At 70.6% G+C, this 24,899-nt stretch carries 20 protein-coding genes; 9 read left to right on the top strand and 11 right to left on the bottom strand.

Annotated elements, in window-relative coordinates; all coding sequences use genetic code 11:
* From fdh to nrfD, 3 genes are all read left to right on the top strand, one after another.
* Positions 1-2,811 (top strand): formate dehydrogenase (fdh, locus tag ACIBEF_RS27525; RefSeq protein WP_396796084.1); only part of this gene is annotated, 2,811 nt, incomplete at its 5' end.
* A gap of 3 nt (positions 2,812-2,814) precedes the next feature.
* Positions 2,815-3,858, top strand: coding sequence for a 4Fe-4S dicluster domain-containing protein (locus ACIBEF_RS27520; protein ID WP_396796083.1), 1,044 nt, complete (start codon positions 2,815-2,817; stop codon positions 3,856-3,858).
* The gene (nrfD, locus tag ACIBEF_RS27515; protein ID WP_396796081.1) at positions 3,855-4,820 is read left to right on the top strand and encodes an NrfD/PsrC family molybdoenzyme membrane anchor subunit; all 966 of its coding nucleotides are present in this window, start codon (positions 3,855-3,857) and stop codon (positions 4,818-4,820) included. The genes ACIBEF_RS27520 and nrfD overlap by 4 nt, the downstream gene beginning before the upstream one ends.
* A gap of 90 nt (positions 4,821-4,910) precedes the next feature.
* On the opposite strand, the gene ACIBEF_RS27510 is transcribed toward nrfD, so the two are convergent.
* The 6 genes from ACIBEF_RS27510 to ACIBEF_RS27485 form a co-directional block, all read right to left on the bottom strand.
* Complete coding sequence (locus ACIBEF_RS27510; protein WP_396796085.1) at positions 4,911-6,470, bottom strand: OFA family MFS transporter; 1,560 nt, start codon at positions 6,468-6,470, stop codon at positions 4,911-4,913.
* A 126-nt stretch (positions 6,471-6,596) separates the two neighbouring features.
* Complete coding sequence (locus ACIBEF_RS27505; protein WP_396796079.1) at positions 6,597-7,412, bottom strand: alpha/beta fold hydrolase; 816 nt, start codon at positions 7,410-7,412, stop codon at positions 6,597-6,599.
* Entirely contained in the window at positions 7,409-8,281 is an 873-nt protein-coding gene (locus tag ACIBEF_RS27500) for an SDR family oxidoreductase (protein ID WP_396796077.1), read from the bottom strand. The genes ACIBEF_RS27505 and ACIBEF_RS27500 overlap by 4 nt, the downstream gene beginning before the upstream one ends.
* Positions 8,271-9,764 carry a flavin-containing monooxygenase gene (locus ACIBEF_RS27495; RefSeq protein ID WP_396796075.1) on the bottom strand — a complete coding sequence of 498 codons (1,494 nt, stop codon included), beginning with the start codon at positions 9,762-9,764 and terminating at the stop codon, positions 8,271-8,273. The genes ACIBEF_RS27500 and ACIBEF_RS27495 overlap by 11 nt, the downstream gene beginning before the upstream one ends.
* Complete coding sequence (locus ACIBEF_RS27490; protein ID WP_396796074.1) at positions 9,765-10,064, bottom strand: DUF4873 domain-containing protein; 300 nt, start codon at positions 10,062-10,064, stop codon at positions 9,765-9,767.
* On the bottom strand, positions 10,061-10,789 hold the full coding sequence (locus ACIBEF_RS27485; protein WP_357232452.1) for a TetR/AcrR family transcriptional regulator: 729 nt from the start codon (positions 10,787-10,789) through the stop codon (positions 10,061-10,063). Before ACIBEF_RS27485 ends, ACIBEF_RS27490 begins: the two co-directional genes overlap by 4 nt.
* Before the next feature lie 48 nt (positions 10,790-10,837).
* On the opposite strand from ACIBEF_RS27485, the gene ACIBEF_RS27480 reads away from it, so the two are divergent.
* The gene (locus ACIBEF_RS27480; protein WP_396796072.1) at positions 10,838-11,728 is read left to right on the top strand and encodes a diiron oxygenase; all 891 of its coding nucleotides are present in this window, start codon (positions 10,838-10,840) and stop codon (positions 11,726-11,728) included.
* A gap of 13 nt (positions 11,729-11,741) precedes the next feature.
* Here ACIBEF_RS27480 and ACIBEF_RS27475 read toward each other — a convergent pair whose 3' ends face one another.
* The gene (locus ACIBEF_RS27475; RefSeq protein WP_396796071.1) at positions 11,742-12,314 is read right to left on the bottom strand and encodes a winged helix-turn-helix domain-containing protein; all 573 of its coding nucleotides are present in this window, start codon (positions 12,312-12,314) and stop codon (positions 11,742-11,744) included.
* Positions 12,315-12,509: 195 nt separating this feature from the next.
* On the opposite strand from ACIBEF_RS27475, the gene ACIBEF_RS27470 reads away from it, so the two are divergent.
* Complete coding sequence (locus tag ACIBEF_RS27470) at positions 12,510-16,934, top strand: S8 family serine peptidase (RefSeq protein ID WP_396796069.1); 4,425 nt, start codon at positions 12,510-12,512, stop codon at positions 16,932-16,934.
* 73 nt (positions 16,935-17,007) lie between these two features.
* Here the strand turns inward: ACIBEF_RS27470 and ACIBEF_RS27465 are convergent, their stop codons facing one another.
* The gene (locus tag ACIBEF_RS27465; RefSeq protein WP_355006572.1) at positions 17,008-17,514 is read right to left on the bottom strand and encodes a winged helix-turn-helix domain-containing protein; all 507 of its coding nucleotides are present in this window, start codon (positions 17,512-17,514) and stop codon (positions 17,008-17,010) included.
* Between the two features lie 269 nt (positions 17,515-17,783).
* On the opposite strand from ACIBEF_RS27465, the gene ACIBEF_RS27460 reads away from it, so the two are divergent.
* The 4 genes from ACIBEF_RS27460 to ACIBEF_RS27445 all read left to right on the top strand — a co-directional run bounded on the left by ACIBEF_RS27460 (position 17,784) and on the right by ACIBEF_RS27445 (position 21,427).
* A complete protein-coding gene (locus ACIBEF_RS27460) occupies positions 17,784-18,761 on the top strand; it encodes a phosphatase PAP2 family protein (protein ID WP_396796068.1) in 978 nt (325 codons plus the stop codon).
* 16 nt (positions 18,762-18,777) lie between these two features.
* Positions 18,778-19,470 carry a response regulator gene (locus tag ACIBEF_RS27455; protein WP_396796067.1) on the top strand — a complete coding sequence of 231 codons (693 nt, stop codon included), beginning with the start codon at positions 18,778-18,780 and terminating at the stop codon, positions 19,468-19,470.
* A 74-nt stretch (positions 19,471-19,544) separates the two neighbouring features.
* Entirely contained in the window at positions 19,545-20,927 is a 1,383-nt protein-coding gene (locus ACIBEF_RS27450; protein WP_396796066.1) for an ATP-binding protein, read from the top strand.
* Positions 20,924-21,427 carry a hypothetical protein gene (locus ACIBEF_RS27445; protein ID WP_396796064.1) on the top strand — a complete coding sequence of 168 codons (504 nt, stop codon included), beginning with the start codon at positions 20,924-20,926 and terminating at the stop codon, positions 21,425-21,427. The genes ACIBEF_RS27450 and ACIBEF_RS27445 overlap by 4 nt, the downstream gene beginning before the upstream one ends.
* 12 nt (positions 21,428-21,439) lie before the next feature.
* On the opposite strand, the gene ACIBEF_RS27440 is transcribed toward ACIBEF_RS27445, so the two are convergent.
* Genes ACIBEF_RS27440 through ACIBEF_RS27430 form a run of 3 tightly spaced genes read right to left on the bottom strand, consistent with a single transcriptional unit; the run spans position 21,440 to position 24,755 of the window.
* Positions 21,440-22,465, bottom strand: coding sequence for a D-alanine--D-alanine ligase family protein (locus tag ACIBEF_RS27440; RefSeq protein ID WP_396796062.1), 1,026 nt, complete (start codon positions 22,463-22,465; stop codon positions 21,440-21,442).
* Entirely contained in the window at positions 22,462-23,604 is a 1,143-nt protein-coding gene (gene alr, locus ACIBEF_RS27435) for an alanine racemase (protein ID WP_396796061.1), read from the bottom strand. The genes ACIBEF_RS27440 and alr overlap by 4 nt, the downstream gene beginning before the upstream one ends.
* Positions 23,601-24,755 (bottom strand): acyltransferase family protein, encoded by a 1,155-nt coding sequence (locus tag ACIBEF_RS27430; RefSeq protein ID WP_396796059.1) that lies wholly within the window; start codon positions 24,753-24,755, stop codon positions 23,601-23,603. Before ACIBEF_RS27430 ends, alr begins: the two co-directional genes overlap by 4 nt.
* Positions 24,756-24,899 lie beyond the last annotated feature (144 nt).

Here is a 24,899-nt window from a genome sequence, read left to right as displayed (position 1 = left end):
TCCAGTCTGGGTGGGGCGACGTTGGACAACGAGGAGAACTACCTCATCAAGAAGTTGTTCACCGCGATGGGGGCGTTGCAGATCGAGAACCAGGCTCGTATTTGACACTCCTCCACCGTCCCCGGTCTGGGGACCAGCTTCGGTCGTGGCGGCGCCACCCAGTACCAGCAGGACCTGTCGAACTCCGACGTCATCGTCATCCAGGGTTCGAACATGGCCGAAGCACATCCGGTGGGTTTCCAGTGGGTGATGGAGGCCAAGCGTCGGGGCGCGAAGGTCTTCCACGTCGACCCGCGGTTCACCCGTACCAGCGCGCTGGCTGACTCGTACCTGCCGATCCGGGCGGGCACGGACATCGCGCTGCTCGGTGGGGTGGTGCGCTACATCCTCGACAACGAGTTGGACTTCCGGGAGTACGTCGTCGCCTACACCAACGCCGCGACGATCGTGACCGAGGAGTACGCCGACACCGAGGACCTGCACGGGCTCTTCTCCGGCTTCCAGGAGGACAACGCCTCGTACGACCAGACCAGTTGGCGCTACGAGGGCCACGGGCAGAACCAGACGACCCGAGACACGGAGATCCAGCGGGAGACCGGCGCCGGGCTGGAGCACGAGTCACACGGCGCGCCCGTCGGCGGCGAGACCGAACGTGACGAGACGTTGCAGCACCCGCGCTGCGTCTACCAGATCCTCAAGCGGCACTTCTCCCGATACACCCCGGAGATGGTGGAACGGGTCTGCGGCATCCCGCAGGAGAAGTTCCTCGAACTGGCCCAGGCGTGGACGGAGAACTCCGGCCGGGACCGGACCGGCATGCTCGTCTACTCGGTGGGCTGGACGCAGCACAGCGTCGGCGTGCAGTACATCCGCACCGGCGCGATCATCCAGCTCCTGCTGGGCAACATGGGCCGCCCGGGTGGCGGGGTGATGGCCCTGCGCGGGCACGCCAGCATCCAGGGGTCCACCGACATCCCGACGCTGTTCAACCTGCTTCCGGGCTACCTGCCGATGCCCCACCACGCCAACCACCCGACCCTGGACGCGTGGGTGGACAGCATCGCGCACCCCGGGCAGAAGGGCTTCTGGGGCAACTCCCGCACCTACGCCGTCAACCTGCTCAAGGCGTACTGGGGTGAGGCGGCCACCGCCGACAACGACTACTGCTACGGGTACATGCCGCGGATGACCGGCGACCACGGCACCTACCAGCAGGTGCTCGACATGATCGACGGCAAGATCAAGGGCTATTTCCTGCTCGGGCAGAACCCGGCGGTCGGCTCGGCGCACGGCCGGGCGCAGCGTCTCGGCATGGCCAACCTCGACTGGCTCGTGGTCCGCGACCTGTTCGAGATCGAGAGCGCCACATTCTGGAAGAACGCGCCGGAGATCGAAACCGGCGAGATCACCCCGGAGGGGTGCCGCACCGAGGTGTTCTTCCTACCGGCCGCCTCCCACGTGGAGAAGGAGGGCACCTTCACCCAGACCCAACGGCTGTTGCAGTGGCGGGAGAAGGCCGTCGAACCGCCAGGCGACGCCCGCTCGGAACTCTGGTTCTTCTACCACCTCGGTCGCGTCATCCGGGAACGGCTGGCGACGTCGACGAAGCCGCGCGACCGTGCGCTGCTCGACCTCGCCTGGGACTACCCCACGCACGGCCCGAACGCGGAACCCAGCGCCGAGGCGGTGCTGCGCGAAATCAACGGGTACGACGTGGCCACCGGCCGGCCGCTGGCGTCGTTCACCGAGATGAAGGACGACGGCTCCACCGTCGGCGGTTGCTGGATCTACACCGGAGTGTACGCCGACGGCGTCAACCAGGCGGCCCGCCGCAAACCCGGCTCGGAGCAGTCCCTGGTGGCACCCGAGTGGGGCTGGGCGTGGCCGTCGAACCGGCGCATCCTCTACAACCGTGCCTCCGCCGACCCGGACGGCAACCCGTGGTCCGAGCGCAAACGCTACGTCTGGTGGGACGCCGACAAGAACGAGTGGACCGGCTACGACGTGCCGGACTTCGAGAAGACCAAACCGCCGTCCTACCGACCGGCGCACGACGCCTCGGGCGTGGCGGGCATCGCCGGCGACGACCCGTTCATCCTTCAGGGAGACGGCAAAGGCTGGTTGTACGCGCCGACCGGTGTGCTCGACGGGCCGATGCCCACCCACTACGAGCCGGTCGAGTCGCCGGTGCGCAACCCGCTCTACCGACAGCAGGCCAACCCGACTCGCAAGGTCTACACCCACCCGATCAACACGCTCAACCCGAGCCCGCCGGAACCGCACAGCCAGGTGTTCCCGTACGTGTTCACTGTCAGCCGGCTCACCGAGCACCACACCGCCGGAGGGATGAGCCGGACGGTCTCACCGCTGGCCGAGCTGCAACCCGAGATGTTCGTCGAGGTGTCGCCGGAGTTGGCGGCCGAACGTGGTCTCACCCACCTGGGCTGGGCGCACCTGGTCACCGCCCGCGCGGCGATCGAGGCACGGGTGCTGGTGACCGACCGGCTCACCCCGTTGCGGGTGGACGGTCGGATCATCCACCAGGTGTGGTTGCCGTACCACTTCGGTTTCGAGGGCCTGGTGACCGGCGACTCGGCCAACGACCTGTTCGGCATCAGCCTGGACCCGAACGTGCTCATCCAGGAGAGCAAGGTCGGCACCTGCGACGTCCGGCCTGGGCGACGCCCGAGGGGTGCCGAGCTGATGGCTCTCGTCGTCGACTACCGGCGACGGTCCGGCGACCTGAGCCCGCACTATCCACCGCTGGTCACGACCGACTCCGCCGACAGCCGCCCGGACCAGGAGGTCTGACCCATGCCCCACGCCAACGCCCTGTACGGGCCGCTGGACCCCGCACCGGACGCCGGCTACGACAACCCGCCACCGCGAATGGGGTTCTTCACCGACACCAGCGTCTGCATCGGCTGCAAAGCGTGCGAGGTGGCCTGCAAGGAGTGGAACGGCGTCCCCGAGAGTGGGCTCGACCTGCTGGGCATGTCGTACGACAACACCGGCGCGTTGACAGCGAACTCGTGGCGGCACGTCGCGTTCGTCGAGCAGCCCCGTGCGGCCGGCTGGGCGACTCCGGCGTTCGCGGGGGACCCGGACGGGCCGGCGATCAGCCCGGTGACGGCGGCGGCCGGCGCGCGTACCAGCACCGACACCGGAACGGACCCCGGCCTGCCCACCGGCTCGCCCGCCGCGGCGGCCCGCATGTCGGGCGGGCCGGAGTTCCTGGGGATGCCGGGTGCGCAGCCGCCGGGGAGGGGTTCGGGCGCGCAGGGGCGGACGGATTTTCGCTGGTTGATGATGTCGGACGTGTGCAAGCACTGCACCCACGCGGCCTGCCTGGATGTCTGCCCGACAGGTTCCCTGTTCCGGACGGAGTTCGGCACTGTGGTGGTGCAGGAGGACATCTGCAACGGCTGCGGTTACTGCATCTCCGCCTGCCCGTACGGCGTCATCGATCAACGCAAGGACGATGGCCGGGCGTGGAAGTGCACGCTGTGCTACGACCGGTTGGGCGCGGGCATGACCCCCGCGTGTGCGCAGGCGTGTCCGACGGAGTCGATCCAGTACGGCGCTCTGGACGAGTTGCGGGAGCGGGCCGCCGCGCGGGTGGCGAAGCTGCATGAGCGGGGCGTGCCGGAGGCGAGGTTGTACGGGCACGACCCGAACGACGGGGTCGGTGGTGACGGGGCGTTCTTCCTCCTGTTGGACGAGCCTGAGGTGTACGGGCTGCCACCCGACCCGATCGTGACCACCCGCGACCTGCCGGCCATGTGGAAGCACGCCGGCCTGGCCGCCCTCGCGATGACCGCCGCCACTGTTGTCGCGTTCCTGGGCAGGCGGTCATGACCCGCGGCGGTGAGCAGCTCACGGTGCCGCCGGCCACCTTCGCCTCCTACTACGGCCGGCCGGTGTTGAAGCCGCCGGTGTGGAAGTACGACATCGCCGGCTACCTGTTCACCGGAGGTCTCGCCGCCGGAGGCGCACTCATCGGCGGGGCCGCCCAACTGACCGGACGACCGGGGCTGCGCACTGTGGGCCGTTGGACGGCCCTCGGCGGTATCGCCACCAGTACGTACCTGCTGGTCCACGACCTCGGCCAGCCGACCCGGTTCCATCACATGCTCCGGGTGGTCAAGGTGACCTCGCCGATGTCGGTCGGCACCTGGATCCTCGCCGCGTTCGGCCCGGCCGCCGGTGTGGCCGCGGTCGCCGAGCTGGCGCCGCGGCTCCCCGAGCACGGTGTTCTCGGCCTCGCCCGCCGGCTGGCGCCACCCGTCGGCGACATCGCCGGGCTGGCCGCGGCTGCCGCCGCCCCGGCGCTGGCCACGTACACCGGGGTGCTGCTCGCCGACACCGCCGTACCTGCCTGGCACGAGGCGTACCCCTATCTGCCGTTCGTCTTCGGTGGCAGCGCGCTCGCCGCCGCCACCGGGGTCGGCCTCATCGCGGCGCCCGCCGCCCAGACCGCTCCGCTGCGGCGACTCGCCGTCGTCGCGGCGACCATCAAGTACCTCGGCGGTCGCCGGATGGAGCGGTTGGGCCTGACCGGTGAGCCCTACCGGCAGGGTCGCAGCGGTCGACTGGTCCGTGCGGGTGACGTGCTGCTCGGCGTGGGCACCGTCGCCGCGCTGTTCAGCCGACGCAGCCGGGTGCTGGCGGCGGTCTCCGGCGCCGCCCTCGTGGCATCTTCGGTCGCCACCCGGTTCGGCGTCTTCGAGGCGGGACGGGCGTCGGCCCGCGATCCGAAGTACACGGTCGTGCCGCAACGGGAGCGGCTCGCCGAGAAGCGGTCGGCGACCCGGCCCTGAGCGGATCGGCGCAACGGAAAAGGCGTCCCTTGAACGGGGCGCCTTTCCGTAGCGATTGCAGGAGGTCCGGCCCACGACGGGCCGCCCGCGTCAGCCGGTGAACAGCTTCGCGGCGGTGATCGCGGTCTGGATGATGCCGTACCCGAGGAGCACCGCGACCAGCAGCCACGACAACCAGAGCCGCCCGGTCTGGTTACCGACGCGCGGCGGCGCGGGCGGTTGGCTGTCCCGCCCGAGCGCGACCGGCTCGGTGACGGTGGCCTTCGCCACGGGCGAGGTCGGTCCTCGGTCCGGTTCGTGGAACCGTTCGGGCACCGACCGCACCAGCAGGTTTGCGATGAATCCGATGGCGAGGATGCCGACCATGGTGAACAGCGCGGGCCGGTACGCCGCCGCGGTGAGCGTGCCGGGCTTGCCCTGCGTGTCGAGGATCCCGTTGACGATCAGCGGGCCGGCGACCCCCGCTGCCGACCAGGCGGTGAGGATCCGGCCATGGATGGCCCCGACCTGGAAGGTGCCGAACAGGTCACGCAGGTAGGCGGGCATGGTGGCGAAGCCACCGCCGTAGAAGGAGATGATCGCGGCGGCGATCAGCACGAAGACCGCGGTCGCGGAGTGGCCCGCGACGGCGAGCAGCAGGTACAGCACCATGCCGACGCCGAGGTAGACCATGTAGATGGGCTTGCGGCCGATGAGGTCGGACGTTGTCGACCAGACGAACCGCCCCGCCATGTTGAACAGCGACAGCACCCCCACGAAACCGGCCGCCGCCGTCACCGAGACGGTGGTCGCGGTCCCGTTGTCCCGGAAGAAGTCCTGGATCATCGGGCTTGCCTGCTCCAGGATGCCGATGCCCGCGGTGACGTTGCAGAACAGCACGATCCACAGCAACCAGAACGACCGGGTACGCACGGCGTTCGACACGGACACGCTCGCCGTGGTCACCAGGGGCCGGGCGGCGACGCTCGCGGGGTCGAACCCGGCGGGCCGCCAGTCCGGTGCCGGAACCCGGACGTTGAACGGGCCGAACATCATGATCACGAAATAGCCGATGCCGAACGTGACGAAGAGTGCCACGAGGGCGTGGCCAGACGCCACGGCGGCCGGGTTGTTGGGGTTGTAGCCGGAGTCGTAGAGGGACAGCAGTTGGCGCGCGAGCGGGCCGGCGACCAGGGCGCCGCCGCCGAACCCCATGATGGCCAGCCCGGTGGCGAGGCCGGGGCGGTCCGGGAACCACTTGATCAGCGTGGAGACGGGCGAGATGTAACCGATGCCGAGCCCGATACCGCCGATGACGCCGTACCCGAGATAGAGCAGCCACAGCTGCTGCGTCGCGATGCCGAGCGCGCCGACCAGGAACCCGGTGGCCCAGAAGCACGCCGAGACGAACATCGCCCGGCGCGGCCCGTTCCGCTCCACCCAACGTCCACCGACCGCCGCCGACGAGCCCAGCATGACGATGGCGATGCTGAAGATCGCCCCGATCGCCGTCTGGTTGACGTCGAAGTGCGCGATGAGGGAGTTCTTGTAGACACTTGTCGCGTAGACCTGGCCGATGCACACGTGCACGGCCAGTGCCGCGGTCGGGATGAGCCAGCGGCTGTATCCCGGGGGAGCGACAGTGTGCCGAGGATCGAATACCGACAGCATGGGCATCGTCCACACCTCCTACGGCTGCATCCTCACGTTACGTGTCAGCGAGTTCACAGCCTGTCGTTACCGCAAAACGCAGACACGGAGGCGTCGGCCCGCCCCTGATCTTCCTGACCTGCGGCGTTAGACAGAGACCGACGGGTCCGGTCGCGCGGCGCCGGTGGTCTCCAGGATGAGCGCGGCGACCAGATCCGGGTCGTCGCTCATCGGCACGTGCCCGCAACGGGGCAGCGTCACCACCCGTGCCGCCGGCAGGCCCGCGCGGGCCCGCTCGGCCTGGTGGACGCCGAATATCCGGTCGCAGTCGCCCCAGCCGATGGTCACCGGCACCGTCGCGTCGGACAGCCGACGGCAGTCGAGGCGATAGTCGCGGGCGGCTCGGGCCACCGCGTTGAAGCCGACCCCGCGTCGCAGGGCGAGCGCGTCGCCCATCGCGCGCTCGACATCCAGCAGCGTCGGGCGGGCCATCAGCGGCGCGAAGCACAACGCCCGAAGGTACGCCGAGCGCAGTGCGACCCGCATGATCGTGGTGGGCAGGTACGAGTTGGCCCGCAGCATCCGGAGGATGGCCAGCGCCCGGCGGCGCTCCGCCGGGGTGAAGAAGCCGGCGGGGGAGAAGGCGGTGGCCGAGGCGACGGCCCCGGTGGCGGCAAGCTCCAGGGCGATCGCCCCACCGAGGCTGTAGCCGGCGACGTGCGGACGCTCCAGCCCCCACTCGGTCAGCGCCGGCAGGACCCCGGCCACGGTGGCGGCCATGTCGGCGGGCATGCCGGTGTCGGGCACCGGAGAGTTCCCGAAGCCGGGCAGGTCGAGCGCGATCACCTCGTGGTGGGCGGTGAGCCGGTCGAACACCGGCTCCCACGCCTGATGGCGGTGACCGATGCCGTGGATGAGCACGAGCGGCTCTCCGCTGCCCGCACGCCGGAAGTGAATGCTCACGACCGCTCTCCCACCGACGTCCTGCCGAACGAACGCCCGAGCTGGCGCACCTCGTCTTCCATCTGGTCGACCATTGTCCGACCGCCGAACCGGGTGATCAACGCGTCCGACAGGCCGCTCAACACCACCGGCCGCAGCGCCTGCACCAGGGCGAGCGACCGTGGCACGTACACCTTGCGCCTGCGGCGCTCGATGCCGTGGAGCAGGGCCTCGACGCACTGCTCGACGGGTACGACGGTGGACAACGGCCACGGCAGCCGGCGCAGCGTGGCGCGGAACGACGCCAGGTCGTCACGGATGTCGCGGACCAGGTCGGTGTCGATCCAGATCGGATGCGCCGTGCCGACGGTGACGCCGCGCGGGCGGGTCTCCAGGCGCAGCACGTTCGCGAACTGCTCCACGCCCGCCTTGGACGCGCAGTAGGCGGCCATCCCGGGCATCGCGGTGAAGGCGGCGGCCGACGAGACGATCAGGACGTGGCCACGGGCGGCGGTGACGTGCGGCAGCGCCGCGCTGACCGTGCGGATCGCGCCGCAGAGGTTCACCTCGACGGTACGGACCAGCGCGTCCACCGGTCCGACGGCGACGGTGCCGAGGTTCGCGATGCCCGCGTTGGCCACGACGACGTCGATGCCACCGAAGCGATCCACCGTGGAAGCCACCGCGGCGTCCAACGCCGCCTGATCGGTGACGTCACACTCGTACCAGTGCGCGTCGAGGTCGGCGCTGAGCTGTTGGAGCAGCTCGCCCTCCAGACCGACGAGGGCGACGCGGGCTCCACGGCCGACGGCCTCGCGGGCCAGTCGCGCCCCGATGCCGCGCGCCGCGCCGGTGATGAACAGGACCTTGCCTGCCAGGTCATACCGCATCGGCGTGCTCCCGCTCCGGTTCGTTGGGGGTGCTGCCGGTCGAGGCGATGTGGTAGTCGGCCGGGCGGAACCGGCGCAGCCTCATCCGGAAACTGGTGGCGAAGCCCGGCCAGATGGTGGTGTTGCGGCCGGTGGCGTCGAGGTACCAGCTCGAACACCCGGTCTGCCAGACGGTGCCGGCCATCTTCTGGTCGACCCGCTCGGTCCAGCGTCGTTGCGCCTGCGCGGTGGGCTCGATGGCCTGGATGCCCCTGGCCCGCATGTGACGCAGGGCCGCGAGCACCAGACGCAGCTGCGCCTCGATCATCAGCACCACCGAGGTGTGCCCGAGGCCGGTGTTCGGGCCGAGCAGGAAGAACAGGTTGGGGAAGCCGGCGATGGCCGTGCCCCGGTAGGCGTGCATGCTGGGGGTCCACGCGTCGCCCAGGCTGTGCCCGCCCCGGCCGTGGATGCGCCGTACGACGGGGGAGTCGGTGACGTGGAAGCCGGTCCCGAGGATGATGGTGTCCGCCGAGTGGTGGACGTCGTCGTCGGTGACGAGACCGTCCGGCACCATCCGGGCGATGCCGGCGGTGACCACGTCGACGTTCGGCCGGGTGAGCGACGGCCAGTAGTCGTTGGAGATCAACACTCGCTTGCAGCCCATCGCGTAGCGGGGGGTGAGCTTGTCCCGAAGGATCGGATCGGGAACCTGACGCCGCAGCTCACGCAGGGACCGGCGCGAGACGAGGCGGTTGACCGCCGGGTGCAGGAAGCCCAGGCCCATGCTCTCGCGTAGCAGATAGAGCCCTGCCCGGGCGGCCCGCTGCGCACCGGGCACGGTGCGGAACGCGGCCTGCTCGACCCCGCTGATCCGGCGCGACAACCTCGGCATGATCCAGGCGGGAGTGCGCTGGAAGAGCGTCAGCTTCTCGACCGTCGGCTGGATCTGTGGCACGAACTGGATGGCCGAGGCGCCGGTGCCGATCACGGCGACGCGACGGCCGGTCAGGTCGTGGTCGTGCCGCCAACGGGCGGAGTGGAACACGGTGCCGGCGAACTCCTCGATTCCGGGCAGGTCGGGGACGGCCGGGTCGCTGAGCGGGCCGGCGGCACAGATCAGGACCCGGGCGCTGTGGTCGCCACCCGAGGTGCGCAGCAGCCAGCGTTGGCGTTGGTCGTCCCACCTCGCCTCCAGTACCTCGTGGCGCAACCGCAACCTCGGACGAATGCCGAAGCGGTCGACGCAGCCGCGCAGGTAGTCCCAGATCTCCGGCTGGCTGGAGAACGTGTTCGACCAGCCGGGGTTGGGAGCGAAGGAGAACGAGTAGAGGTGCGACGGGACATCGCAGGCGCAGCCCGGGTAGCTGTTGTCACGCCAGGTTCCGCCGACGTCCTCACCCCGGTCGAAGACGAGAAAATCGGTGAAACCGGCCCGCTGGAGGCGGATGGCGGCGCCCAGGCCACCGAAGCCGGCGCCGATGATGGCAACGTCTGTCTCCATTCACTCCTCCGTGAGCTCGGGCGCTGTCGGGTCGGCCACCGGCGGCGGCCAGGGCGGATCGCCCACGCCGGTGATTCGTACGCCGCCCCACGGATCGACCTCGGCCAGTCGGGCCGCCCGGACGCGGTCGGCGATGCGCACCTCGACGTCGCGCCGGCCGGAGCGCAGCAGAAGGGCCACCCGTGGCTCGGGCTCGATCCGTCCGCCCCAGTGGAAGCGGCCGTCGACCGGCTCCCACCGCCCGCTGAGGTGTACCCGTACCGTGGTGCCCTCGACACCGGCCGGGCCGTGGTAGCTCACGGCACGATCCGCTCGTGGGCGCGGGTCAGCTCGTGCGGCAGGTCGGCGCTGGCCCGTACCCCCTCGATGCCGCTCCACAGCAGGGCGGTCAGGTAGTCGGTGAGGGCGGCTCGGCTGATCGGCTGGCCGTGCGTGGTCCACCAGTCGCCGACCGCCTGCACGAAACCCACCAGGCCGTACGCCCAGGGCTCGGCGGGACCGGCGTCCAGGCCCAGCGTGCGTAGCCGGTCGCCGATCACCCGGGCGAGCCCGGCGGCCACCTGTCGGCTGGTGCCGGCGATCACCTGGTGGATGCCGGGGTCGCCGGACTGGTGCATGAGGAACCGGTAGAGCCTCGGCTCCGACTCGATCACGCCCAGGTAGGCGTCGATCGTCGCTTCGACCAGGTCACGTTCCTCGCGGACCTGTTCGACGGCGGGCGCGATGGCGTCGACCACCCGGGCCGCCACCACCTCGCTGACAGCGACCCAGAGCTGCGACTTGTCGGCGAAGTAGCGGTACAGGACCGGTTTGCTGACGCCCGCGGCGGCGGCCACCTGTTCCATGTCGACCTCCGGCCCGTGCCGCAGCAGCGCCTGCACGGCGGCACCGACCAGTTGCTGCCGTCGTTGCTCACGATGGTCTGCCCAGCGGTCCCGGCGGCCGTTGCCCTTCGCTTTCGGGCTGCCGTCGGGGGGCGTCGCAGGCGGGTCGGACGCATTGACACCGGTGAGCGGCGGTTGCATGCTACTACTCGTAACAGTTACTGGCCGTCACGTCAATATGGAGGAGCCATGGAGGCGGCGGAAACCGGGCGTGCGGCAGTCGCCGAGCGCCTGCTCACGTCCTCACTGCGGACCAGCTACGACCCCACCGTCGAGATCGACTGGGACGCCCCGCACACGCCCGGCGCCTACTGGCTTCCGCCACAGCGCAGCAGCCTCTACGGCACCCCGCTGTGGGACCAGCTCAGCGACGAGCAGCGCGTCGAGCTGACCAGGCACGAGGTGGCCAGCGCGGCCAGCGCCGGGCTGTGGTTCGAGACGATCCTCATGCAGATGCTGATCCGGGAGTACTACCGCGCCGACCCGACCAGCCGGCAGGCCCAGTACACGTTGACCGAGGTCGCCGACGAGTGCCGACACTCCATCATGTTCGGCCGGCTGATCGAGGCGATGGGTTGTCCGGTCTACCGCGCGAGCACCGTCGACCACCACCTCGGGCGGTTCCTCAAGGCCACCGCCAGCGGCCCTCGGATGTACGCCGCGATCCTCATCGCGGAGGAGATCCTCGACGCGTTCCAGCGCGAGATCATGGCGGACGAGTCACTCCAGCCGCTCATCCGGATGGTGTCCCGCATCCACGTGGTGGAGGAGGCACGACACGTCCGGTTCGCCCGCGAGGAACTGGCCGCCGCGGTCGCGGCCACCGGTCCGGTGGGCATGGCGTGCGCCCGACTGTTGGTCGGTCGCGCAGCCCACACGATCGCCAACCGCCTGGTCCATCCCGACGTGTACGCGGCGGTGGGCATTCCGCCGGCGGTCGGTCGGGCCGCTGCCCGCGCCAACCCGCACTGGCGTGCCACCCTCCGCTGGTCCGCGGCGCGGGTGCACGCCAACCTGGCGGACGTTGGCCTGGTCGCTGGGCCGGGGCGTCTGCTGTGGGCCCGGGCCGGGCTGATCTGACCCGACGTCCTGGTCAGGCCCGTTCGACCCGCGCCTGCTGGTGATCGGTCAGCCGCAGCCCCACACCGCGCACCACGTCGATGGTGGCTTTGGTGCCCAGGTCGTGCAGCTTGCGCCGCAGCCGCTTGACCAGCGACTGTACGTCCGCCTTGCGTTCGCGTCCCTCGTCACCCCAGACCGACCGGTGCAGCTCGGCGTAGCTCCAGACCCGGGCCGGCTCGGTGATCAGGCAGGTCAGCAGGTCGTGTTCCAGGCGGGTGAGGTCGATCTCACGGTCCCCGCAGCGGGCGCTGGAGCGGGCCGAGTCGATCACCAGGGCGGCGACCGGGGTCGGTTCGGACGGGGCGGCTGCCTGCTGCGGGGCGGCGATCAGCCGGCGTAGCTCGTCGAGGTCGGCGACCAGCAGCAGCGGTGCGATGCCGTCGAGAAGCTCCGCGAGCCGGATGCGCTCGGCCGGCGACGGGGTCACCGCGATGAGCAGTGGGAACGGCTCGTCGGCCGAATAACCCCTGTTCACCGTTGCCTCGTCGTCCTCGGCCACCGCACCGCCCGGGATCGATGGGCATCCCTGCCCAACTCTCGTCATGGTTCTGACAATGATTGGCAAGCACGCCGCCAGCCAGGGCAACTCTTAGCGACAAGTTGCTCACGGCAAGTTCTTGATCGTCCGTTCTTCTCGATCATAGTGTCCACTCGGGCAACCGGCGTGACCCGCGCGGTGCATGGGGGAGGTCCACCATGGCCCATTACACCCTGGGTCGTTCTGAGGGAGGCAGCACCGATGTTCAGACGTCCACAATGGCGGCGCGCGGCCAGATCACTGGTGAGCGCCGGCGCGGCGACGATCCTCGCCGCGACATGCTTGGCGACGATCAGCTCAGGCGCGCAGGCCGCGCCGGGCGGTGCGATGGGGGCGGGCGCCCAGACCGGGGACAAGATCCGACCGGAGCTCGCGAAGCAGCTCCAGGCCAAGAGTGAAGGGGACTTCTGGATCCGGTTCAAGGACCGGGCCGACCTGAGCAAGGCCAGCGCCATCAAGGACTGGTCGAAGCGTGGAACGGCGGTGGCGGACGCGCTGCGCAAGACGGCCGCCGCGAGCCAGGGCAAGATCCGGGCCGACCTCGACAGCTCGGGCACCAAGTACCAGACCTTCTGGGCCACCAACGCCATCAAGGTGAACAGCGGTTCGCTGGCGATGGCGCAGAAGTTCGCCGGGCACTCGGAGGTCGAGGGCCTCTACGCCCCGGTCTCGTACAAGGTGCCGGAGACGACCAAGGGCACCGACGAGAAGACGGTGAACGCCCTGGAGTGGGGCATCGCCAACATCAACGCCGACGACGTCTGGTCCCAGTACGGCGTCAAGGGCGAGGGCATCACCATCGCGAACATCGACACCGGGGTGCAGTTCAACCACCCGGCGCTGGTGAACTCCTACCGCGGCAACAACGGCGACGGGACGTTCGACCACAACTACAACTGGTTCAACGCCGCCAACGCGACCGGGGCCTGCGCCACCGCCCCCTGTGACGGCGACGGCCACGGTACGCACACCATGGGCACCATGGCCGGCTCCGACGGCGCGAACCAGATCGGTGTCGCCCCCGGGGTCAAGTGGATCGCGGCGAACGGTTGCTGCCCCAGTGACGCCGCTCTGATCAATTCTGGTCAGTGGATGCTCGAACCGCTGGACCTCAACGGTCAGAACGCGGACGCGAGCAAGCGCCCGAACATCATCAACAACTCGTGGGGCACCCGGGACCCGTCCAACGAGCCGTTCATGGAGGACGTGACGGACGCCTGGACCGCTTCCGGGATCTTCGGCACCTGGTCCAACGGCAACAGCGGGCCGGCCTGCGAGACCAGTGGCTCGCCGGGCAGCCTCGCCAGCAACTACTCGACCGGCGCGTACGACGTCAACAACAACGTCGCCGGCTTCTCCGCCCGCGGCGTCGGTCAGAACGGCGAGATCAAGCCCAACATCTCCGCGCCGGGCGTGAACGTCCGGTCGAGCATCCCGGGCAGCGCCTACGGCACCATCAGCGGCACCTCGATGGCCGCACCGCACCTCGCGGGCGCGATCGCGCTGCTGTACTCGGCGGCACCGTCGCTGGTCGGCGACGTCAACGCGACCCGCGCGCTGCTCAACGGTGCCGCGATCGACAAGGCCGACGACCAGTGCGGCGGCACCGCCGCCGACAACAACGTCTACGGCGAAGGCCGACTGGACGCCCTCGCCCTGCTCAACGCCGCCCCGACCGGTGACATCGGCACGCTGGCCGGCACGGTCACCGACGCGACCTCCGGCGCCCCGATCGCCGGGGCGACACTGACGCTCACCGGCGCGTCCGAGCGTGAGCTGACCACCGGTGCCGACGGCAAGTTCTCCACCCAGCTTCCCGCCGGCGACTACCAGGTCGCCGTCGCGGCGTTCGGGTACGGCAGCACCACCAGGACCGCGACGGTCGCCAAGGGCGCGACCACGACGCTCAACGTCGCCCTCACGGCGGTGCCGAGCGTCAACGTCACCGGAGCGGTCACCGACGGATCCGGCCACGGCTGGCCGTTGTACGCCAAGGTGACCGTCACGGGGGTGTCCGGCGTCTACGACCACACCACCCCGTCGAACGGCCGCTACAGCATCAAGCTTCCGGCCGGGCAGACGTACACCCTGAAGTACGAGCCGCAGTACCCGGGCTACCAGACCGTCACCAAGCAGGTCGTGGTCGGCTCGGGCAACGTCACCGCCAACGTCGCCGTGCCGGTGGACAGCAACGCCTGCACCACCGCCCCCGGGTACACGAACGGCTCCGACGGTGAGTACGAGACCTTCGACGCCACGACCACGCCGGCCGGCTGGACCGTCGTCGACAACGCGGGCAGCGGTCAGGTCTGGAAGTTCACCGACGACGGCGACCGGGGCAACCTGACCGGCGGCAGCGGCAACTTCGCGATGATCGACAGCGACGCGTACGGGGCGGGCACCAGCCAGGACACCTCGCTGGTCAGCCCGGTGGTCGACCTGACCAGCGTCACGGCTCCGGTCATCCGGTTCAACCAGGACTTCAACCAGCTCAACGACGACACCGCCGACGTGGACCTGAGCATCGACGGCGGTGCCACCTGGACCAACGTGCTCCGGCAGGAGACGGACGTCCGGGGACCGAAGCTGACCGAGATCCCGATCCCGCAGGCGGCCGGTAAGGCGCAGGTGCAGGTGCGGTTCCACTACTACGACGCCTCGTACGAGTGGTGGTGGGAGGTCGACAACGTCCTGATCGGCAGCCAGGTCCTCTGCGTGCCGGTCGACGGCGGTCTGGTCGTCGGCAACGTCCGCGACAAGAACGACGACAGCTACGTCAACGGCGCGACCGTCACCAGCAAGGACCGGCCCGCCGAGAAGGCCGTCACCGTGGCGACCCCGGACGACCCGGGGCTGGCTGACGGCTTCTACTGGATCTACTCGTCGCTCACCGGCGAGCACCCGTTCACGGCGACCGCCGGCAACTACGTCAGCCAGACGAAGCAGGTCGACGTCGAGGCCGACTGGGCGACCACCGCGAACTTCCAGCTCGCGGCCGGTCGACTGGCGGTGACGCCGATGCAGTTGAGCGCGACGCTCCAGATGCCCAACGGCAAGACCAGCAAGTCGTTCACTGTGACGAACACCGGCGGCGCGCCGGTCGAGGTCAAGTTCGGTGAGCGGGACAACGGGTTCGAACTCCTGCGGGCGGACGGCTCCAAGGTCACCCGGCAGCAGGTGCTCGGGTCCAGCGGCGCGCCGGAGCAGCGGGTCACCGTACCGACGTCGTTCGCCGCCAAGGCGTCCGGCAAGGAGGCCAAGGCGGCTGCCGCGGCGGCCGGCCCGCAGGCGGCGCCGTGGACCGACATCGCCAACTACCCGGCCACGATCATGGACAACCGGGTGGTGAACCTGGACGGCAAGGTGTATTCGATCGGTGGTGGCGACGGTGAGTCCTCCACCACCAAGAACTACGCCTACGACCCGGCCGCCCAGACCTGGACGGCGATCGCCGACCTTCCCGGTGCCCGTAACGCGGTGACCGCGGGCGTGGTGAACGGCAAGATCATCGCCAGCGGTGGCTGGGGCGACTCCGGCCCGGACTCCGCCACCTGGTCGTACGACCCGGGGGCCAACACCTGGACGGAACTGGCCGACAACCCGGCACCGCGGGCCGCAGCCGGTCAGGCCGTCGTCGACGGCAAGCTGTACGCGGTCGGTGGCTGCACGACGGCGGCCTGTCTGCCGATGTCGAACAGCGTCGTCCGCTACGACCCGACCGGTGACACGTGGGAGACGATGGCCAACTACCCGAAGTCGGTGGCCTTCGCCTCCTGCGGCGGGATCGACGGCATCCTCTACTGCACCGGCGGCAACGACGGATCCGCCGCGCAGAAGTCCAGCTACGCCTTCGACCCGGGTGCCAACACCTGGACCGCCGTCGCCGACGCGCCGGCCGACAACTGGGCCAGCTCGTACGCCGTCGCCAGCGGCAAGCTCCTCGTCGTCGGCGGCTCGCAGGGCGGGGCCATCAGCAACGCCGGCTTCGCCTTCGACCCGGCCGCCGGTTCGTGGTCCAACCTGCCCAACGCCAACACCGCGCGGTACCGCGGCGGCGCGGCGTGCGGCTTCTACAAGATCGGCGGCTCGTCCGGCAGCTTCAACGCGGCCCCGGACAGCGAGGTGCTCCCGGGCTTCGAGGGATGCTCCGAGTCGGCGGCCGACGTCAGCTGGATGACCATCGACAAGTCGGCGGTCACCCTCGCACCGGGTGCGAAGGTCACCGTCACCGTCGGTCTGACGGCGAACGTGGACCAGCCGGGCACCTACTCCGGCGCCGTCGCGATCTCCGAGAACACCCCGTACTCGGTGGCACCGGTCGCGGTGACCATGATCGCGAACCCCCCGAAGACCTGGGGCAAGCTCATGGGCACGGTCACCGGCACCAGCTGCCAGGGTGCGACCTCGCCGCTCACCGGCGCGGTCGTGCAGGTCGACTCGTGGGCGGCGTCGTACACCTTCGCCACCGACGCCGAGGGCAAGTACGCCTACTGGGTGGACCGCCGCAACAACCCGCTCACGATGATCGTGGCCAAGGACGGCTGGAAGCCGCAGACCCGTCAGACCAGGATCGACACCGCCACCCCGACGGTGGAGAACTTCGGGTTGGCACCCATCAGGTGCTGACGCCTGAGCGCTAGCCGAAGAAGTCCGGCCCGCCTGGTCCCCGACCAGGCGGGCCGGACCGTGCCCGGGGTGATCAGACGGGCGCGAGCCGGAAGCCGACGCCGCGTACCGAGTGGATCGTCGCCGCGGCGTTGAGACTGGCGAGCTTGCCGCGCACCCGGCGGACCACCGAGTGGATGTCGGAGCCCCGGCCGAGGTGCCGGTTGCCCCAGACCTCGAGGTGCAGGCGCTCGTAGGTCCAGACCTGACCGGGCGCGTGCACCAGGCAGAGCAGGACGTCGTGCTCCAACCGGGTCAGGTCGATCTCCTGGTCGCGCCAGCGCAGCACCCGGCGGTCGGAGTCGACGGCCAGATCCGGTGGCGGTGGCTGTGGGCTCGGCGTCACCTCGGCGAGCGCCGCGGTGGTGGGGGGAGCCGGGGCGGCAGGCGCCTCGACCACCCCGAGGAAGTCTCGTGCCTGGTCGACTGTCGAGACGATCAGGAAGGCGTCACTGCCGCCGAGCAGCCGGGCCAGATGTCGCCGCTCGGCTGGCGAGGATGCGATGCCGATGACCAGGCTGGCCGCTGGAGTTCCCTGCATTTGCCAACACCTTCCGGTTCCCCAACTCACTCCGGATGGATTTTTCGCACCGCCGACCGAAACATCGATCGGCGTCCTGACCCTAGTGGTGGCTGATCTCGGCTGGGTAAAACATAGTTGCATGTAAGCATGTGAATCCCATCCAGCCGTCCAGGTCCGCCCGGCCGCACCGCCGACGATCCGCTTTCCGGAAGCGGTGGGGGTGGTTGTGACAGAACCAAGACAATTCGAGGACGGGGTACGGACCTGCCGAAGCGAGCATGGTCGCCATGTCCATCGGATCGTTGTACTCCGTCGGGCGGCCGACGCCCGGTCCGGCGCGACCGCTTCCCCACGCCCGCGCCGCGGTGCCTCTGGGGCTTCGGCTGCTCGCGGCGGCGCTGTCCGGTCTGGTTGCCCTGACCCTCACCGCCGCCGTCTTCGTGCGGACGTACCCCGGGCAGTGGCTGGACGGGGTTCTCCTGCCGCGCGCCGAGCGGGGCGGAGGTTACGAGCAGCAGACCGTGCTGGTGGGCCCCGCCAAGAGCGTGCTGGCCACCGTCGGCAGCCCGACCCTCATCGCGGCCCTGCTCGGTGTGGTGCTGCTGGTGGGTGTGCTCCGCCGGCGGCTGGTGGCGGGTGTCGTCGGTGTGGGCATCGTCGTCTGCGCGGTGCTGCTGGCCGGCGCGGTGAAATCGGAGCTGCCCCGGCCGGATCTGGAGGTCCTGAGCTCCACCACCCACAACAGCTTTCCCAGCGGCCATGTCGCGGCGGCGACCGCCCTGCTGCTGGCGTTCATGCTGGTTCTACCCGGGTGGGCCCGGCGCTGGCTGGCGGCGCCGGGCGCGGCCGGGGTCTCGGTGATCGCCGCCGCCACGATGATCGCGGGCTGGCACCGGTTCAGCGACGTGCTCGGTGGCGTACTGCTGGGGGTGACCCTGTTCTGCCTGGCCTCGGCAGCGTTGGCGACCTGGTCCGGCGACCGCGACACGACAGGCGGTTCGGACGGTGGCAGCCTCTGGCGCAGGCTGGCCGAGGCGGTGGTCGGGCTGGTCGTGCTGGTCTGGGCGCTGCTGGTGGTCGTGCCCGGTCTGGCCGCCTCGGTGCAGCGCGGCTTGTTGATCGCCATCGTGGTCGCGGCCGCGTCGACGATGGCGCTGGTGGGGGCGGTGGTGTTCCTGGTGCGGTCGACGGGTTTCGCGGTGCCGCTCTCCCCGCGGAGCCCTCCGCAGCCACCGTCGACGACCGAAACCCGAAAGATCTCATGATGGGATACTTGCCGACATGTCCCAGGTGCTGTTGATCGAAGACCACCAGACGGTGCGCGACGGACTGCAGTTGGCGCTCACCCGACAGGGCCACACCGTGCACGCGGTGGGCACCGGTGAGCAGGGGTTGGAGCGGCTGCGCACGACCCCGTCCGATGTCGTGGTCCTCGATCTCATGCTGCCCGGGATGGACGGGTTCGAGGTCTGCCGCCGGATCCGGCAGCTCGGCGACCTGCCGATCATCATGCTCACGGCCCGCAACGACGACATGGACGTGGTCGCGGGTCTGGAGGCCGGCGCCGACGACTACGTGGTCAAGCCCGTGCAGGCCCGGGTGCTGGAGGCGCGCATCCGCGCGGTGCTGCGACGGACCGGTGGCGACTCGCGGCGTGGCGGCGACCGGACCGGCCTGGAACAGCACGGTGAGTTGACCATCGACCGGGCCGCGCTGGTGGTCAGCAAGGACGGAACGCCGGTCAGCCTCGCGCCGACGGAGCTGCGGCTGCTGCTCGAACTCTCGCACACGCCGGGCCAGGTGCTCAGCCGCCAGCAGTTGCTGGAGGCCGTCTGGGAGCACGGGTATCTCGGCGACTCGCGACTCGTGGACGCGTGCGTCCAGCGGGTACGCGCCAAGATCGAGGCCGACTCGTCGGCGCCGGTCTTCATCCAGACGGTGCGTGGTTTCGGATACCGGTTCGGGCCGCTGTGACGCTGTGTCACCGGGCCGGCGCGTGGGTCTCGGGTCTACGGGTCCGGCTCCTCCTGGCGTTCGCGCTGCTGGGCGTGACCACGACGGTGGCGGTGGCCGGTGGCAGCTACTTCCAGGCTCGGACCGTCGTCCTGCAGCAGGCGCAGGACGCCGCCGTGATGTCGCTGACCGACCAGCTCACCAAGGTCTACCCGATCGTCCAGCTGCCGCCGACCCAGGACGACCTCGAACTTCTGGCCCAGCGCCTCAGCGACCGGGAGAGCTTCGCGGTGGTCGTCTACCGGGACATGCGGGCGCAGGGCGGCCCCGACCTCACCGACCCGCTCACCCCCGAGCTGCGGCAGGAGGTCCGTGACGGTCGCATCGCCTGGCAGCGGGTCTCACTCGACGGAGAACCCGCACTGCTCATCGGTACCCAGTTGGCACTCGACCGCTCGGACGGCACGTCCCGCCCGTCCGGGCTGGAGGTCTACTCGGTGCGTAATCTCGTGCCCGAACAGCAGAGCATCGACCGGCTCGCCAGCAGGGCATGGCTGACCGGCGGGTTGTCACTGGTCCTCGCCGTCCTGCTGGCCCTGCTGTCCGCCCGCGGAGTCCTGCGACCCGTCCGCGACCTCAGCCGAGCGGCGCGCCGCCTCGGTGAGGGTGACCTGAGCACCCGGTTGACGGTCCGGGGCGCCGACGAACTGGCGGATGTGGCACGGACCTTCAACGACACCGCCGGCACGCTGGAGCGGCAGGTCGACGAGCTGCGGCGGTTGGAATCCGACGCCCGCCGCTTCGTAGCCGACGTCTCGCACGAACTCCGGACGCCGCTGGCCGCGATGACGGCGGTCACCGACGTGCTCGACGAGGAGGCGGAACACCTTCCCGGAGACGCGGGCCGGGCCGCCCGGCTGGTCAGCCAGGAGACGCAGAACCTCACCCAACTGGTCAACGACCTCATCGAGATCAGCAGGTTCGACTCCGGCACCGCGCGGCTCGCCCTGGACGACGTGGACGTGGCCGCGGCGGTCAGCGCGACCCTGCGGATCCGCGGCTGGCTGGACCGGGTACGAACGGAGTTGCCACCGGGCATCGTGGCCCGACTCGACCCCCGCCGACTGGACGTCATCGTCGCCAACCTGGTCGGCAACGCCTTCCGGCACGGCGCCGAGCCGGTGTCGGTGCGACTCGTCGCCGACCCGGACTGGGTCACCATCGAAGTGGCCGACCGGGGGCCCGGACTGGACCCTGAGGTGCTGCCACACGTCTTCGACCGCCTCTACAAGGCCGACACCGCGCGAACCCGCTCCGAGGGCAGCGGCCTCGGTCTCGCCATCTCCTGGGAGAACGCGCGCCTGCACCGCCACGGGGAGCGACGGGGGAGTCTCGTCGCGGGCAACGGCACCCACGGCGGCGCGGTGTTCACCCTCCGCCTGCCCCGCGAAACAGCCGACACCGGAGGTGCCCGGTGACCGGCCGACGGACGGGCCGCGCGCTGCTCGTCAGCGGACTGTTTCTGACGCTGGTCACGGCGGGCTGCGGGGTACGACCCAGCACTGTCATCACCGGTCGCCCGCCGGTCAGCGGCCCCGCCCAGGGTGCCTGGCTCTACCTGCTCGCGCGGGGCGAACTGGTGCTGGTCCTCCGCCCGGTCAACACGGCCCCGTCGCCCGCCGCCGCGCTCTCGCTGCTCGCGGCCGGTCCCCAGGCGAACGAACGGACCCAGGGTTTCACCAGCGACGTTCCGGCGGGCCTGGACCCGGTCACGGTGACGGCGGGAACCGGTCGGACCGGTGACCTCAGGGTGCGGGCGGACATCGCCGCGCGGGCGTTGTCAGAGCAGGCGGTCGACCAGATCGTCTGCACGACGGTCGCCGCCGCGGCGCAGGTCAGCGCGGCGACTACCAACACCACCGTCACCATCGTCGGGTCGGACGGCGCCCGAGGGCCTCGGGCGTGCCCGATCAGGTGACCGGGCGCCGACTCACACCAGGTGGTCGACCGCGCGTTGCGGCCGGGGCAACCCGCTGTGGTGGCCGTGGTCCTGGTCGGCCAGCGCTCCGGCGATCAGGATGTCGATCAGGGCGGCGAAGCCGATGCCGGCCTGCTGCCAGATCTGCGGGAACTGGGACGCGGCGGTGAAACCGGGGAACGTGTTGACCTCGTTCACGATGGGCTCGGGTGACCCCTCGGTGGGCAGGAAGAAGTCGACCCGCAGCAGCCCACGGCAGTCGAGGGCCTGGAAGGCGCGAATCGCACGGTCCTGAAGCACCTCGGTGGTCGCCGCGTCGAGCGGGGCGGGAATCTGGAAGGTCGCGCCGCCGTCGTACTTCGCGTCGTAGTCGAAGAAGCCGGCGCCGGTCACCCGGATCTCCAGCGGCGGACCGGCCTGCACCCGGCCGTCCGGGTGCTGGAGGACGGCCACGTCGATCTCGCGTCCCCGCGCCCCCTGCTCGACGAGCACCTTCGGGTCGACCTGGCGGGCCTGCTCCAGCGCGGCGGGAACTCCCGCCCAGTCGTCCGCCCTGACGACGCCCAGGCTCGACCCGGCACGGGCCGGCTTGACAAAGACCGGCAGCTTCAGCCGACGCTGGTCCTCGGCCGACAGGGCCTCACCGGGACGCAGGGTCACCCCCGGGCTGACCCGCAGACCCTCCGCCGCGAGGAGCCGCTTGGTGACCCCCTTGTCCATGCCGGCGGCGCTGGCGAAGACACCGTTGCCGACGTACGGCACGCCGAGCCACTCCAGCAGCGACGACACGGTGCCGTCCTCGCCGTACGGGCCGTGCAGGGCCGGGAACACCACGTCCTGGGCGCGCAGGACACGCAACGCCGCTGGCAGGGGTGTCGGTCGACCGCCGACGTGCCACCCGCCGTCGCGGTCGATGAGCACCTCGGTGACCTGGTACCGCTCACGGTCCAGGTGGGCGAGGATGCTCGCCGCCGAACGGCAGGACACGTCGTGCTCGCCGCTCTGCCCGCCGTACAGCACTGCCAGTCGGGTTGTCATGAGTTCCGTGCCCTTCCGTGGAGGTGCTCGCGGGCCACCCGGGCCCCGATGCCGGTCAAGATCTCGTGTGGGTTGGTGTCGGCCCAGCGGGCCCACTCGACGACCGTCGGAGGGTGCTGGTCGCCCTCGGCCGGACCGAACACCACGACCGGGTCGCCGATCGTCACGGGAAGATCCCCGGCGTCGACCACGCACTGGTCCATGGCGATGCGCCCGACGATCGGGCAGCGCCGGCCGGCGAGCCATACCGAGGCGCTGCCACCCGCGGCCCGGGGCAGCCCGTCGGCGTAGCCGAGCGGCAGCAGCGCCAGCGTGGTCGGTGTGCCGGTCACGTGGTCGGGCCCGTAGGAGACGCCCGTGCCGGCCGGCACCTGCTTGACGTTGACCACGCTCGTCCGCACTGTCATCGCGGGGTGCAGCCCGAACTTGCCCGGACCGCTCACGCCGAACGGGTCGACGCCGTAGAGGGCGATCCCGATCCGGCAGAGGTCGAATCGGGCCCGCGGTGCGGAGAGCGCGGCCGCCGAGTTGGCCAGGTGGACGAGATCAGGGTCCAGGCCGGCCGACCGTGCGGTCCGCAGCGCCTCCTCGAAGATCGCCACCTGACGGGTGAGCGCCGGGGCGCCCGGCAGGTCGGCGTCGGCGAGGTGGGACCACACCCCGCGCACCCGGATCCCGCCCTCTCGTTCGTACTTGCGTGCCCAAGCGACCAACTCGGGCCAGTCGTTCCCGGCGGCCCCGTTGCGGGACAACCCGGTGTCCGCCTTGAGCTGCACCATCGCCGGTGCGCCGAGCAGGCGGGCCGCGTCGGCGACGGCGTGCAGGTGCGTGGTCGTGGACACGCCGATGTCGACGCCACTCTTGATCAACATACCGAAGTCGTCATCCGGGCCGTGCAGCCAGCTCAACGTGGGCGCTGTCACACCCGCCTCGCGCAGGGTCAGCGCCTCGGCCGTCGAGGTCACGCCCAGCCAGGAGGCGCCGGCGCGCAGCGCGGTCCGGGCCACCTGCACCGCCCCGTGGCCGAACCCGTCGGCCTTCACCACGGCCATCAGTCCGGTGCCGGCGACCGACGCGATCGTCCGCACGTTGCTGGCGATCGCGTCCAGGTCGACCAGGGCTTCGGCGAGGGCGCTCATGCGGCCGCCTCCACCGTGCGCCTGCCGGGCAGCGCGAACAGCCAGCCCGCGCGAATCGCCAGCAGCCCGCGGTGAACGGCCAGGCTCAGACCGATCACCAAGCCGCTCAGCAGAATCGGATAACCGAGTACGATCAGGCCCTGAGCAGACCCACCCAGCCCGGAAACCGGTACGAGCAACAGCCGGTGCAGCAGGGCCAGGACCGGCATGTGAATGACGTAGATCGGCAGGGTGATGCGGCCGAGCCTAGCCAGCGGTTCGCTGAGCGCCGACCACCGCGACAGCCGGGCAGCTGCGGTTATGCCGAAGATCACTGCCACCACCGAGACCGCCGGCCATACGCCGAACCACTGCTGGGCGCCGGTCACCGCCATCGCGGCGAGCGCCAGAACGTAGCCACCTGAGGTCAGCAACAGCCGGCGGCGGCTGGCGGTGGCGGCCCACCGCTGGATCTGCGGCCGCAGGTACAGCCCGGCGAGGAAGAAGACCAGGTTCTGGTAGAGGCCGGCGCGGTTGCCCGGGGTGTCGAGCAGGCCGGCGGCGGCGACGGCCGACAGCGCGGCGGCAGGGGCCAGGACCAGCGCCCGGGGCACCCGGCGGGTCACCTTGGCGATCGTGAAGTACAGCGCCAGGGCGTACAGGTACCAGAGGTTGGACGGCGTGACGGTGAGCTGTTCCAGCAGGCCGAGCGCCGAGGTGGCCCGGTCGGTCGGCAGTTCCGGCGCGGCGGCGAGGACCACGGTGTGGATCAGCAGCCAGACGGCGTACAGGTAGAGGAACCCGGCGACCCGGCTGCGGGCGACGACCCGCCACGGCCGCTGGGCGGCGTTCGCCGCGAAGACGCCCGAGATGGTGAAGAACAGCGGCATCCGCAGTGGCAGGAACTGCTCACCCAGCCTTCCCCAGAAGCCCGGCACGGGGACGCCAACGTGCCAGTCGATCTGGAGGTAGTCCTTCACGACGACGTGCCACAGGACGACGAGGACGATGCAGACGCCCTTCGCCGCGTCCGCCCACTGCGCCCGGTGTGATCCGGCGGCGGCGGGCGCGGAGGCAGGGGCGGGTCCGGTCCGTTGGCGGTGGCGAGGCCGGACGCGCGTCGCGTCGGGCTCCAGTTCGGCGGGCCGGGACCTGGTGGGCTGTGGGATCACGCTCCGAAAGCTGCCAGCCGGATATCCGCACGTGATCCACGAATTGTCATGATCTGGCAATGGACGGCGCAGGACCGATCCGTGGGCGGTTCCGAGCCGCACCCGGCGGACGTCGGACGGCACTAGGCTCGTTGCGGAGGTGCC

The sequence above is a fragment of the Micromonospora sp. NPDC050795 genome (assembly GCF_044456785.1).
In the GTDB taxonomy this organism is placed as follows: domain Bacteria; phylum Actinomycetota; class Actinomycetes; order Mycobacteriales; family Micromonosporaceae; genus Micromonospora.
The sequence above is the reverse complement of the archived record's forward strand: the minus strand, read 5'-3'. Positions and strand labels throughout refer to the sequence as shown.